Raw genomic sequence first — 12,453 nt, 5'->3', positions numbered from 1 at the left:
CTCAGCCCGGCTCGGTCGCCATCCGGTAGCCCACCCCGCGCACGGTCTCGATGAAGCGGGACTCGTCGTCGCCCAGCTTGCGACGCAGGCCGGCCACGTGGCCGTCGACGGCGCGCTTGTCGGCCTCGTTGACGAAGTGCGAGGTGACGTACTGCTGTCCCCGGAGGGTCAGGACGAGGTCGGCCTTGCTGCGGACCCGTCGACCGGTCCGCATCAGCGAGTGCAGGATCTCGGCCTCCGCGGCGGTGAGGTCGAGGCGGCGTCCGCCGAGGCCGGCGCCGCCGCCCGCGGGGTCGAAGGTCAGGGCGCCGAAGCGCAGCACCTGGTCGCTCGGGGCGGGCTCGGCGGCCGGCGTCGGCTGGGCCGGGGGCGTCGTGGCGGAGTCCCGGGTCGGCGCGGGCGCCTCGGCCGCGTGGCGTGGCCGCTCGACGACGCCCTCGATCCCGACGGCGAGGTGGTCGCGCAGCTCGCGGGCCGCCTGGGCCGCCCACGACTCCGGCTGGGCCGTGGCCGGGGCGGGCCCGGACGCGTCCGGGGACTCGCGCTCGGACTCCGCGGCGAACGCGACGCGGCGCAGCATCGCGTCGGCGCGGGCCCGCAGCTCGCGCGGGCGGAACGGCTTGACCAGGTAGTCGTCGGCGCCGGCCTCGAAGCCGCGCACGATGTCGATCTCCTCGGTCAGCGAGGTGATGATGATCATGTAGGTCTGGCTGAACTCGCGCACCCGCTTGGCGACCGCGAACCCGTCGATGCCGGGGATGTTGATGTCGAGCGTCATCAGCAGCGGTTCGTGCTCCCGGATGGCCTCGATGGCGCTGTCGCTGTCGTCGGCCAGCACCGTGGTGAAGCCTGACTGGGTGAGGATCAGCTGGATGAGGTCACGGGTGTCGGGGTCGTCCTCGACGATCACTGCGTTGCGGCTGGCTGGCACACGGGCATGCTAACAACGTGGGCGGCCCCGCCTCGGCGCATCCCCGAACTTCGGGATCACCAGCCGGCGGCCTCGGCGAGCGCGACGGCCCGGTCGATCCACACCTCGCCGGCCGGGGGCCCGCCGTGGCAGGTGCCGTCGCTCTCGGCCGGGGGCTTCACCCACAGCAGGGCGTCGAGCGCGGTGTCGTCGTCGACGTAGCCGGGCTCGTCGCCGAGGGCCTGGTTGGGCGGGTTGCACCAGTCCTCGACGGCGCGGCCGGTGGCGCTGGCGGCGCCGGAGCGGCCCGTGTCGACGACGTAGTGGGCGCCGCCGAGCAGCTCGCTGACCTGCTCGGCGTAGCGGCGCTCGCTCTGCAGCGGCTGGTAGTTGGCGACGTTGGTGGCGAAACCGCGCGCCCGGGCGACGTCGACCTCCTCGAGCAGGGAGGCCATCTCCTCGGCCGGGACCCAGTCGGAGTGCCCGGCGTCGACGTAGGTGGCCACCCCGGCGTCGTCGAGGGCGCGGACGGCGTCGCGGAGCAGGCCGACCCGGGACTCGACCCCCTCGCAGCTCACCGACCCCGCGAGGGCGTCCGGCTCGAGCACCGCGACGGTCCCCGGCCCGGCCGCCGTCGCGATCTCGTCGACCCAGGGCAGGTACTCCTCGACCGGCAGCCCGCCGGCCGACAGCTGTCCGGTGCAGTCACGGTCCGGGATCCCGTAGAGCACGAAGACGGGCACGGTGTCGGTGCCGGCGGCGAGGACCGAGGAGACGTAGCCACCGACGGACCCGAGCGGGTAGCGCTCCGGCGTCAGCCAGATGCCGGTCGGGACGTCGGACAGCCGCTGCAGGACGGCGGCCCGCTCGGTGTCCCCGTCGGAGGTGGCCTGCTTGGCCGCCGCCTCCAGGCGCGGGTTGGCCACCGCGGTCTGCGGCCGCTCGCGCAGCAGGTTGCCGTCGGTGTCGGCGTCGGCGTCGTCACCGCAGCCGGTGACCGCGCCCAGCACCAGGGCGGCCAGGGCGAGGGGGACGGCCGCGCGGGACCGGGGAGGGAGCACCGGCCCAGTCTGCCCGATCGCGCCGCCGGGTCAGGACCAGGTGGTCTCCACGTGGCGGTCCACGAACCGTCCGGAGCCGTGGCCGGGCCCCTCGGTCGCGAGCCCCACGACGGCGTCGGTGCCCTCGCGGACCGTCTGCGGACCGGTGTGCGCGTTGAGGTCCGTGGCGGTGTAGCCGGGGTCGGCGGCGTTGACGCGGATGTCGGGGAACGCCCGGGCGTACTGCGTGGTCAGCATGGTCAGCGCCGCCTTGGAGGCGGTGTAGGCCGGCGCGACGACCTGCGACTCGGGGCGCGACGGGTCGTGGGTGTGCTCGAGGGAGCCCATGCCGCTGCTGACGTTGACGATGACGGGGTCCGCGGACCGCCGCAGGAGCGGCAGGAAGGCGGTGGTGGTCCGGACGACGCCGGCGACGTTGACGTCGAGCACGTCGAGGACGTCGGCCCCGGTCAGGTCGGCAGGGTCGACGCCGTGCGTCCCGGCGACGCCGGCGTTGTTGACGAGCACGTCGACGTGGCCCTCGTGCCGCTCGACGTCCTCGGCGGCCGCGCGCACGGAGTCGTCGTCGGTGACGTCGATCCGGACGAAGCGGACGCCGAGGTCGGCGGCGGCGGTGGCCCCGCGCAGCGGGTCGCGGGCGCCGAGGACGACGGTGTGGCCGAGCTCGACGAGTCGGCGGGCGGTCTCGAGGCCGAGGCCCTTGTTGGCCCCGGTGATGAAGGTGGTGGTCATGGCTCGAGCCTGCGGGGGACGTGGCGGGCGCACCAGGGACGCGGCGACGGTAGGAGTCGCGGTACCACCACCGCGACCCGCTCCCGGGGGATGATGGTGCGGTGACGACCACGACGGACCTCGGCTCGACCATCCGTGCGTGGCGCGACCGGCTCGCGCCGTCCGCGGCGGGGCTGCCCGCACGTCACGGCCGGCGCACCTCGGGACTGCGGCGCGAGGAGCTGGCCGAGCTGGCCGGCGTCTCGGTCGACTACGTCGTGCGCCTCGAGCAAGGACGCGCCACGACGCCCTCGGCCCAGGTCGTCGCCGCGCTGGCGCGGGCGCTGCAGCTGAGCACCGCCGAGCGCGACCACCTGTTCCGTCTGGCCTCGCTCGCGCCCCCGACCAGCGGCCGGGTCTCCGAGCACGTCTCGCCGGGGGTGCACCGCCTGCTGTCGCGCCTCGGGGAGGCCGCGGTCGCCGTGTTCGCCGCCGACTGGCAGCTGGTCTGGTGGAACCGGGGCTGGGCCGCGCTGCTCGGCGACCCGTCGGCGGTGCCGGTGCCCGTGCGCAACTTCGCCCGCTGCGTCTTCCCCGTCGCGGCGGACGGCGCGGCCGTCGCGCAGTGGCCCGTGGTGGTGCAGGACCAGGCCCACACCGAGGCGGCGGTCGCCTCGGACCTGCGCCGCGCCACCGGACGCTTCCCCGACGACCCGCGGCTGGCCGCCCTGGTCGCGAGCCTGCTGGCCGGCAACGAGCGCTTCGCCGAGCTGTGGGCCGCCGGCACGGTCAGCGCCCACCGAGAGGACCGCAAGGTGGTCCACCACCCGGCCGTCGGCCCGGTCGCCGTCGACTGCGACACCCTGACCGACGGCGAGGCCGACCTCAAGATCGTCGTGATGACCGCCGCGCCCGGCACCGAGGACGAGAGCCGGTTCCGGCTGGCGCTGGTGGCCGGCGTCCAGGACGCCGTCGCCCCCGCGCCCGCGCGATGACCCCGGGCTAGCCGGACGCCGTCGCGCGGACCCGGTGGCCGGCGCTCCTGGCGCCCCACGTCCAGTCGGTGCTCACCGCGACCACGCGCCAGCGCGCGCCGGTGCGCGGCACCACGACCCGGACCGCGCCCCGGCCCCGCCGGTCGGTGCGGACCGCGCCGACCCGCCGCCAGGTCCGCCCGTCGACCGAGCGCTGCAGCCGCAGGACGCCGTCGACCGCCGCACCGGACGTCGTCGCCCAGCCGACCTGCAGCACGACGCGTCGCCCCGCCCGCGCGCGGTCGGGGCCGCGCACCGTCAGCACCGACCGGCGGCGCACGAGCGTGCTGGTGACCGCGGTGCTCGCGCTGGCGGTGAAGGACGGGTCACCGGCCCAGCGGGCGCGGAAGACGTTGTCGCGCGCCGTCCGCGCCCGGACCAGCCGCGTCGAGGCGCGGCCGCGCTCGTCGGTGACGACGGCGCCGGCGGCCTCCCACCGCCCGGCGCGCTGCCGCTCGACGACCAGCCGCGCCCCGGGGACCGGCGAACCCTCGTCGGTCTCGAGGGCCAGGTCGAGGAGCACCGGGTCGTCGGCCGGGCCCGACGGCGCGGTCAGCCGCAGCCGGGTGGCGACGGGCGCGACGACGGGCGACTCCGCCGCGCCGGCCATGATGACGGCGTAGAGGTAGCTGCGCGTGTTGCCGTTGTCGACGCGCGGCAGGCCCTGCGCGATGGCCAGCGCCCGCTCGGGGTCGGCCAGGCCGAGCAGCGCGGCGTTCCAGTCGATGAGGGGTCGGTTCGCGTAGTCGCCCGCGAACAGCGGCTCGGCGACCTCGCGGATGCGCTCCTCGCCGAGGCTGGAGAGGAACTCCAGCTGGCTGGGACCCATCGGGATCACGATGATCGCCGTCTTCGCGCTGGCATCGGCGGAGAACCACGTCTCGTAGGTCGACTTGCCCTGGAAGACCATCGAGACGATCGGCGAGCGCAGGGTGCTGGCGCGGTAGGGGTTCCACCAGTAGGCGCGGGCGGTGGCCGCCTCGAAGGCCAGCATCCACCGGGCGTGCTCCTGCTGCACCGGGTCGCCGCTGACCTCGCTCCACAGCGCGAGCCCGGCCCAGGCGTTCATCGCCTCGGACGTCGACTCCTGGTCGTTGCCGTCCATGCCGCCGCCGGTGCCGTTGGCCCACGAGTGACCGCGCCAGTCGTCGAAGGCGCGGCGCTGGATCGTCGAGCCGGTCGTCTCCAGGCCGGCGACGTCCTGCGCGAGGACGTCGGCGGTCTCGCGGTAGCGCTCGACCAGGGCGGGCTCGTCGCGCCCCAGGACGCCGACGGCGTAGAGGAAGTAGCCGTAGTGGAAGTGGTGGTCGTTGAGGGACGACGACACCCCGAAGGCGTCGCCGTCGGGCACCACGGTGCCGGTGACGGCGTCGTAGCCGAAGCAGCGGTCGCGGCGCTCCGTGGCGCAGCGGTCGGCGTCGAGCCACACGTCGAGCTCGGCGGTCATCGCGGCCTTGGTGCGCGCCGCCTCGTCGGGCAGGCCGAGCTGGCCGGCCAGCAGGTACAGGTTGGCCGCGCGGTAGAGCGCCTTGCCGCCGAAGTAGGTGTCGGCGGGGAACTCGAGCACGCCGTCGACGTCGGCGCGCACCTGGTCGCGCAGCAGGGCGAGCTGGGCGTCGTCCAGCGTGGACAGGTCGAGCCGGCTGGCGACGTCCCAGGCCTTGACGGTGGTCGTGAACGACGTGCCGACCGCGCCGTGCGCCCAGCCGGTGGCGTTCTCCCACCGTCCGGTCAGCGTGGGCCGGCCGTAGTCCTGGTGCGGCATCTGGGTCAGGACGGTGGGTCGGCCGCCGGTCTGCAGCACGAAGGTGGCGCGGGCCCGGCCGCCGCTCACGTCGTGCTCGGTGCGGGTGCCCAGCACGGGCACCGCGCCGTCGACCAGGGCGGTGACGTCGGCCGCGGTCGCCCCCTGAGGGGTGCCGAAGACGTGGACGGTCTCGCCGGCGTCGAGCGCGATCCCGCCGCCGCCGACGGTGCCGGTCGTGACGACGTCGAGGACCTGGCCGGTGCCCGCCTGCCAGGTGTGGCGGCGTCCGGTCGTGGTCAGGGCCCGGTTCACGCCGACCGACTGGTCGGACGCGGCCGTGTACATCACGTACGGCCAGCCCTCGACCGCCCGCAGCGTGCCGAGCTCGGTCGTGCCGGCGTACCAGGTGAGGTCGGCGGAGAGGTCGTCCCACCGCGTGAGCCGGTAGGTGGTGGCGCCCGGCGGGGTCAGCCGGAGGGCCTGGGCGTCCTCCCACGACTGCAGCAGCGCGTAGTCGCCGAAGCCGCGGACGACGGGCAGGGCGACGCCGAAGCCGTCGTCGTGCGAGCGGAAGGCGAGCCCGCCCCCGACCCAGGTGGGCGGGTCGGGGGCGTCGGCCTCCGGGCGGGCGTACACCGCGCCGCTGATCCACGAGTTGGTCGGGGGCATCACCCCCGGCGCGACCCGCGGTGGCACCGGGACCCGGGTGGGGAACTCGGGCAGGACGTCGGCGGCCGCCGAGGGTGCGCGCGGGGCCGTCGGCGTGGGCCCCGGTGTGGGCGCCGGCGTGGGCCCCGGCGCGGCGGTCGCCGTCCCGGTGGCGGGGGCGCCGGCGAGGACGAGCGCGGCCGCCAGGGCCACCAGGGCCCGACGACGTCGTCGAGGGTCGGTCATGGCTGTCGCTCCTCGCCGGGGTCCGGGCTGGACCTTCCGGCGGGCGCCGAGCGACTTCAGCCCAGCGCCCGCCAGAAGTAGCCGGAGCGTAGCGCCGCTGTGAGGTGCGACACAACGCCGTCCCACCGATGACCTCGCTGACCCGTCGCTGATCACTGACGGGTCAGCGCACATTGGACGTCGACCCGTCGCTGATCACTGACGGGTCAGCGCACATTGGACGGTGACCCGTCGCTGATCACTGACGGGTCAGCGGGGTATGGACGCTGACCCGTCGATGATCACTGACGGGTCAGCGCACATCGGACGTCGACCCGTCGCTGATGAGCGACGGGTCAGCGGTGAGGTGGGTGGCTGGATGGCCCCCGCGCCGCGCCCGGTCACCTCTCGGTGGCGGGCGCGACGCGGGGGTCCACACCACGACGGTAGGCGAGGGCGACGGTGCGTGACGTCCTCCACAACGGTGAGATGCCCACCCCGTGCACACCAACCTGCGTCGATCAACCGGACCGCCCGGGGGTGTTGCGGCGGCGCAGGTTAGGTGGGTGGGGCGCGGAGGTGGACAGTGGTCGACATCGCCGTCGCGCGTCTGCCTGATCACTAGCGCGTCGCGGCGCCAGGACACCGTTTCTCCAAACCACGGGGAGACGGCGTCCGCCCCGCAGCGGCGTGTCTCGCCCCGCGGCCGCCGGTCAGCCGACGACGCAGAACAGGTTGTCGTCCGGGTCGGCCAGCACGACGAAGTCGGCGTCCTCCGGGTAGTCCCAGGCGACCCGCCGGGCGCCCAGCGCGACGAGACGCGCCACCTGCACCTCCCGGTCGGCCGCGTCGTCGGCCCACAGGTCGAGGTGCGTCCGGTCGCGCCGGTCGAGGTGGAGCCGGGTGGCGGGCACCGGTCCCCGCGGCAGGAGGAAGTCGGCGTTGTCGGGGTGACGCTCGAGCCCGAGCGCCTCGGACCAGAACGCACCGGCCCGGTCGACGTCGGACACCCTCAGCACCACCGCTCCGAGCCGCAACATGCCAGCACGCTCCCAGGCCCGGCCCCGGCCCGCAACGCCGAGGGGCCCGCACCGTGGTGGTCGGTGCGGGCCCTTCGGCACTCTGACCTGCGAGGACTCCGCAGATCCTTCGGTCGGGCTGACAGGATTTGAACCTGCGACCCCTTGACCCCCAGTCAAGTGCGCTACCAAGCTGCGCTACAGCCCGAAGCCTTGCGAGCAAGGCGAGTGGACTCTATCGCAGCGCGGCGCTGGGCAGGAATCGAGGGGGCCGACACGCCGGCCGGACGCCGCGCAGTGCTGGACCCGGCGACGGCACCACCGCCCGCACCCCGGCGTCGGCCGACTACCCGAACGCGCCCCGTCTCGCGACCACCACTACATCTGGGTAGTTACAACGGCGTGACTCCCGTATATGGTGGTGCACGCAGCTGGTTCGGCTCCTCATCCAGGGGAGCCGTCGCAAGAGGGAATCCGGTGAGACTCCGGAACTGCCCCGCAGCGGTAAGTGGGAACGACCTCCGTCACACGCACTGGGTCCGGCGTACGTGCCGAGCCTGGGAAGCGACGGACAGTAGGAACGCAGCACCTGCCCACGAGTCCGAAGACCTGCCAGTGCCCACCGCGATCGGTGGGGTCCGCGACCTCGAGGGAGGGTCAGGGGATCGAACGCGCACGGCGGGCCCGACCCGACGTGCGCCCGCCGTCTCCTGCTCGCCTCGCCCCGGACGCTTCACCGCACGAGTCCACGAGGGGTGGAACCGATGAGCAGCACCATCACGGTCGTCAAGCGCGACGGCAGCCGGGCGCCGTACGACGGGTACGAGATCTCCCGGTCGATCCAGGAGGCCGCCGCCGGCCTCGACGACGAGGTCGCCCGCGCGACCCAGCTGCGCTCCGAGCTGGAGATCACCCTCTTCGACGGGATCACCAGCGAGCAGCTGGACGAGGCCGTCGTCCAGGTCGCGCTCCAGAACGTCAAGGACGACCCGGCCTACGACACCATCGCCTCCCGGTTGCTGGTGAAGAGCCTCTACAAGTCCATCTTCGGCGAGGGCGTGACGCGCGACGAGGTGCAGGCCTTCCACGCCGAGGCGTTCGTCGCCTACGTGGAGCGCGGCGTCGAGCTCGGCCTGCTCGACCCGCGGCTGCGCACGCACTTCGACCTCCAGCGCCTCGGCGCCGCGCTCGACCCCGGCCGCGACGACCTGCTGCGCTACATCGGCGTCCAGACGATGCGTACCCGCTACATGATCTCCGCGCCCGACGGGCGGCCGATGGAGATGCCGCAGTTCTTCTGGATGCGGGTCGCGATGGGTCTTTCGCTCAACGAGACCGAGCAGGACGGACCGGGCGCCGACGCCGCGGCCGAGCGGTTCTACGACAAGATGTCGCGCCTGGAGTACCTCGCGGCCGGGTCGACGCTCGTCAACGCCGGCACGTCCTACGCCCAGCTCTCCAACTGCTTCGTGATGCAGATGGAGGACGAGATCGAGCACATCGCCAAGTCCGTGCGCGACGTCATGTGGCTGACCAAGGGCACCGGCGGCATCGGCATGTCGGTCACCAAGCTGCGCGCCGAGGGCTCGGCCATCAGGTCCAACAACACCAGCTCGACCGGGCCCATCCCGTTCATGCACACCATCGACTCGACGCTGCGCGCGGTCAGCCGCGGCGGCAAGAAGTTCGGCGCTCTCTGCTTCTACATGGAGAACTGGCACCTCGACTTCCCGGCGTTCCTGGACCTGCGCCAGAACTCCGGCGACCCGTACCGCCGCACCCGCACCGCCAACACCGCGGTGTGGATCAGCGACGACTTCATGAAGCGCGTCGAGGCCGACCAGCCGTGGTACCTCTTCGACCCGGCCGACGTGCCGGACCTCGTCGAGCTCACCGGCGCGGCCTTCTCCCGGCGCTACGCCGAGTACGCCGCCCGCGCCGAGGCCGGCGAGCTGCGGCACAAGAAGATCGGCGCGCGCGAGCAGATGCGCGCCATCCTCACCTCGCTGCAGTCGACGTCGCACCCGTGGCTGACGTGGAAGGACACGATCAACACCCGCGCGCTCAACCACAACACCGGGACGATCCACCTCTCGAACCTGTGCACCGAGATCTGCCTGCCGCAGGACGCCGACAACGTCTCGGTGTGCAACCTGGCCTCGATCAACCTCGCGCGCCACGTCACCGGACGCCGTCGCAGCGCCGGGGGAGAGGGAGCCAGGATCGACTGGGACCGGCTCGCGGAGTCGGCCCGGCTGGCGGTGCGCCAGCTCGACAACCTCATCGACATCACGATCTCGTCGGTGCCGGAGTCCGAGCGCAGCAACGAGCTCAACCGGGCGCTCGGCCTCGGCGTGATGGGCTTCACCGACATCGTCGAGCGGTTCGGGTACTCCTACGAGTCCGAGGAGGCCTACGAGCTGATCGACCGGGTGATGGAGTTCGTCAGCTGGCACGCGATCGACGCCTCCGCCGACCTGGCCCGCGAGCGCGGCTCGTACGCGAACTTCAAGGGCTCCCGCTGGAGCCAGGGCATGGTGCCGGTCGACTCCCTCGACCTGCTCGAGGCCGACCGCGGCGTGCGCGTCGAGGTCGACCGCACCACCCGGCTCGACTGGACCGCGCTGCGCACCAAGGTCGCCGGCGGCATCCGCAACTCGACGCTGCTCGCCATCGCGCCGACCGCCTCGATCGGCCTCGTCGCCGGGACGACGCCCGGGCTCGACCCGCAGTTCAGCCAGATCTTCAGCCGGGCCACCAGCTCGGGCAAGTTCCTCGAGGTCAACCGCAACCTCGTCGAGGACCTCCAGGCGCTCGGGCTGTGGGAGCGGGTGCGCGAGGACCTGCTGCGCCACCAGGGCGACCTGTCCAAGGTCGCCGAGCTGCACCCGGTCCCGGCCGAGCTGGTCGACATCTACCAGACCTCGTTCCAGCTCTCCGGGCGCGCCTACCTCGAGGTCGCGGCGCGCGCGCAGAAGTGGATCGACCAGGCGATCAGCCGCAACATCTACCTGGCCGACCGCAACGTCGCGACCATGGTCGACCTCTACTCCGCCGCCTGGCGGATGGGCGTCAAGACGACCTACTACCTGCACATGATGCCGCGCCACACCGCCGAGCAGAGCACGGTCAAGGTCAACAAGGCCGAGGCGATCGCGACCGGTGGCAGTGGCGGTGCAGCCGGTCCCCGTCGGGGGTTCGGCGCCGCCGCGCCCGCGAGGCGTGGGTTCGGGGCGGCGGCCGTGTCGGTCGCCGAGCCCGTCGCCGAGCCGGTCGCGGAGGCGGTCGTGCCGGTCGTGCCGGTCGTGCCGGACGGGGTCGAGGAGCTCGACCAGGTCGACGTGGTCGACGGGGCCGAGTGCCCCATCGACCCGATGGAGCGTCTGCAGTGCGAGTCGTGCCAGTGAGCGCCGGCGACCAGACCCCGCGGGGGATCCTCGGCACCGGCATCGAGCAGGGTCTCCTCCTCAAGCCGGTCACCTACCCGTGGGCGATGGAGCTCTACGACCAGGCGGTCGCGAACACCTGGTTCCCCAACGAGGTGCAGCTGGGGGAGGACCTCGCCGACTTCGAGCGGATGAGCGACGACGAGCGTCGCGCGCTGACCTTCCTGATGAGCTACTTCAACCCCAACGAGCTGCTCGTCAACAAGGCGCTGGCCTTCGGCGTCTACCCCTACGTCAACGCCGCGGAGTGCCACCTCTACCTCGCCAAGCAGATGTGGGAGGAGGCCAACCACTGCATGAGCTTTGAGTACGTGCTCGAGACGTTCCCGATCGACCGGGAGGCGGCCTACGCCTCGCACGTCACGGTGCCGTCGATGGCGGCGAAGGAGGAGTTCGAGATCCGCTTCATCAGGCGGATGACCGAGCAGACCCTCGACATCACCACCACCGAGGGCAAGCAGGACTTCGTCCGCAACCTGATCGCCTACAACGTCATCCTCGAGGGCATCTGGTTCTACTCGGGGTTCATGGTGGCGCTGAGCTTCCGGCAGCGGAACCTGCTGCGGAACTTCGGCTCGCTGATCGACTGGATCGTGCGCGACGAGTCGCTGCACCTGAAGTTCGGGATCAACCTCGTGCTCACGGTGCTCGAGGAGAACCCGGACGTCGCCACCGAGGAGTTCGCGGCCGAGATCAAGCAGATGGTGCTGGACGCCGTGGAGATGGAGGAGGCCTACAACCGCGACCTCCTGCCGAACGGCATCCTCGGGCTGAACGCCGACTACATCAACACCTACGTGCGCTACCTGGCCGACCGGCGCCTCGAGGAGCTCGGCTTCGGCGCGCACTACGGGGTGGCGAACCCGGCGAAGTGGATGGCGACGGCGAACGACACGCTCCAGCTGGTCAACTTCTTCGAGTCGATCAACACCTCCTACGAGGTCAACGCCCGGCAGGGCTGACGGCGTCCGATGTCCTGCCTGGGGTTCCTCACCGAGCAGCAGCGGGCCGCCCTGGCCGCGTCCAGCACCACGGACGCGGCCGGGGTGCCGCTCTCGACGTTCGCCTCGCCGCCGCCCAGCGACGGCAAGACCGCGCGGGTCCGGGCCCTCGCGGGGTCCGCGGACCCCCGCATCCGCGAGAGCGCGGCTCTCTCCTACCGCGCGCCGGACGACGTCCTGGTCGAGCTGGCCGGGGACGCCGACCCCGCCGTGCGCCGCTGCGTGGCGCGCAACGAGCACACGCCGTCCGCGGTGCTGCGGCGCCTGGTCGACGACCCCGACCCGTTCGTGCGGGGCTGGGTCGCGGCCCACCCCTCGCTGCCGCCGGACCTGCTCGACCGGCTGGCCGCCGACCCCGACGCCGCCGTCCGCGCCGTCGTCACGTGGGCGCGCGGCTGGGCCTGACCGCCGGCTCCCCGCGTGGTCGGGTCGCGTACAAGCACGTACACCACGGGAACCCGGTCCGCGCGGCCACGCTCAGTGGCGGCACCCGAGGGCGCCCCGGGCGTCGTGGTGTACGTGCTTGTACGTGCGGTCGACCCGCACGCGCCGCTGCGTGCGCTGGACCTCGGACCGACACGACGCCGCGAGGTGCAGGTGCGAGGTCATCCCGGCGGTCCGCCTGCCGGGTCGACCGACGGCGCCCGGGAG

Annotated in this window: 9 protein-coding genes, 1 tRNA gene and 1 riboswitch; of the genes, 4 read left to right on the top strand and 6 right to left on the bottom strand. The window is 73.2% G+C overall.

Translation table 11 applies throughout. The annotated features are described in order from the left end of the window. Position 1 precedes the first annotated feature (1 nt). The 3 genes from FE634_RS11230 to FE634_RS11220 are packed head-to-tail and all read right to left on the bottom strand — an operon-like array spanning position 2 to position 2,703. The gene (locus tag FE634_RS11230; RefSeq protein ID WP_138875919.1) at positions 2-931 is read right to left on the bottom strand and encodes a response regulator transcription factor; all 930 of its coding nucleotides are present in this window, start codon (positions 929-931) and stop codon (positions 2-4) included. Positions 932-987: 56 nt separating this feature from the next. Beyond that, positions 988-1,971, bottom strand: a complete 984-nt coding sequence (locus FE634_RS11225) for a glycoside hydrolase family 6 protein (protein WP_187366678.1) — start codon at positions 1,969-1,971, stop codon at positions 988-990. A gap of 30 nt (positions 1,972-2,001) precedes the next feature. Then, a complete protein-coding gene (locus FE634_RS11220) occupies positions 2,002-2,703 on the bottom strand; it encodes an SDR family NAD(P)-dependent oxidoreductase (protein WP_148240600.1) in 702 nt (233 codons plus the stop codon). Positions 2,704-2,804: 101 nt separating this feature from the next. Here FE634_RS11220 and FE634_RS11215 point away from each other — a divergent pair, with 101 nt between their 5' ends. Beyond that, complete coding sequence (locus FE634_RS11215; protein WP_138875917.1) at positions 2,805-3,677, top strand: helix-turn-helix domain-containing protein; 873 nt, start codon at positions 2,805-2,807, stop codon at positions 3,675-3,677. A 7-nt stretch (positions 3,678-3,684) separates the two neighbouring features. On the opposite strand, the gene FE634_RS11210 is transcribed toward FE634_RS11215, so the two are convergent. The 3 genes from FE634_RS11210 to FE634_RS11200 all read right to left on the bottom strand — a co-directional run bounded on the left by FE634_RS11210 (position 3,685) and on the right by FE634_RS11200 (position 7,563). After that, entirely contained in the window at positions 3,685-6,357 is a 2,673-nt protein-coding gene (locus FE634_RS11210) for a glycosyl hydrolase (protein WP_138875916.1), read from the bottom strand. Positions 6,358-7,049: 692 nt separating this feature from the next. Beyond that, positions 7,050-7,376 (bottom strand): VOC family protein, encoded by a 327-nt coding sequence (locus tag FE634_RS11205; protein ID WP_138875915.1) that lies wholly within the window; start codon positions 7,374-7,376, stop codon positions 7,050-7,052. Positions 7,377-7,489: 113 nt separating this feature from the next. Beyond that, positions 7,490-7,563 (bottom strand) — tRNA-Pro (locus tag FE634_RS11200). 206 nt (positions 7,564-7,769) lie between these two features. Beyond that, a riboswitch (cobalamin riboswitch) is annotated at positions 7,770-7,986 on the top strand. Between the two features lie 133 nt (positions 7,987-8,119). Here FE634_RS11200 and FE634_RS11195 point away from each other — a divergent pair. From FE634_RS11195 to FE634_RS11185, 3 genes are read left to right on the top strand one after another with little or no spacing between them, the layout of a single operon-like run. Next, positions 8,120-10,762 carry a ribonucleoside-diphosphate reductase subunit alpha gene (locus FE634_RS11195; protein ID WP_138875914.1) on the top strand — a complete coding sequence of 881 codons (2,643 nt, stop codon included), beginning with the start codon at positions 8,120-8,122 and terminating at the stop codon, positions 10,760-10,762. Positions 10,763-10,788: 26 nt separating this feature from the next. Then, entirely contained in the window at positions 10,789-11,763 is a 975-nt protein-coding gene (locus tag FE634_RS11190) for a ribonucleotide-diphosphate reductase subunit beta (protein WP_222847743.1), read from the top strand. Between the two features lie 9 nt (positions 11,764-11,772). Then, positions 11,773-12,207: a HEAT repeat domain-containing protein gene (locus FE634_RS11185; RefSeq protein WP_148240993.1), complete on the top strand. Its 435-nt coding sequence runs from the start codon at positions 11,773-11,775 to the stop codon at positions 12,205-12,207. The last annotated feature ends 246 nt before the right edge of the window (positions 12,208-12,453 follow it).

The sequence above is a fragment of the Nocardioides sp. S-1144 genome (assembly GCF_005954645.2).
In the GTDB taxonomy this organism is placed as follows: domain Bacteria; phylum Actinomycetota; class Actinomycetes; order Propionibacteriales; family Nocardioidaceae; genus Nocardioides; species Nocardioides dongxiaopingii.
The sequence above is the reverse complement of the archived record's forward strand: the minus strand, read 5'-3'. Positions and strand labels throughout refer to the sequence as shown.

What these genes read in the sequence shown, in the direction of transcription:
- FE634_RS11205 (WP_138875915.1), bottom strand. Translation starts at nt 7,376, where the DNA reads ATGTTGCGGCTCGGAGCGGTGGTGCTGAGGGTGTCCGACGTCGACCGG.
- FE634_RS11195 (WP_138875914.1), top strand. Translation starts at nt 8,120, where the DNA reads ATGAGCAGCACCATCACGGTCGTCAAGCGCGACGGCAGCCGGGCGCCG.
- FE634_RS11185 (WP_148240993.1), top strand. Translation starts at nt 11,773, where the DNA reads ATGTCCTGCCTGGGGTTCCTCACCGAGCAGCAGCGGGCCGCCCTGGCC.
- FE634_RS11220 (WP_148240600.1), bottom strand. Translation starts at nt 2,703, where the DNA reads ATGACCACCACCTTCATCACCGGGGCCAACAAGGGCCTCGGCCTCGAG.
- FE634_RS11210 (WP_138875916.1), bottom strand. Translation starts at nt 6,357, where the DNA reads ATGACCGACCCTCGACGACGTCGTCGGGCCCTGGTGGCCCTGGCGGCC.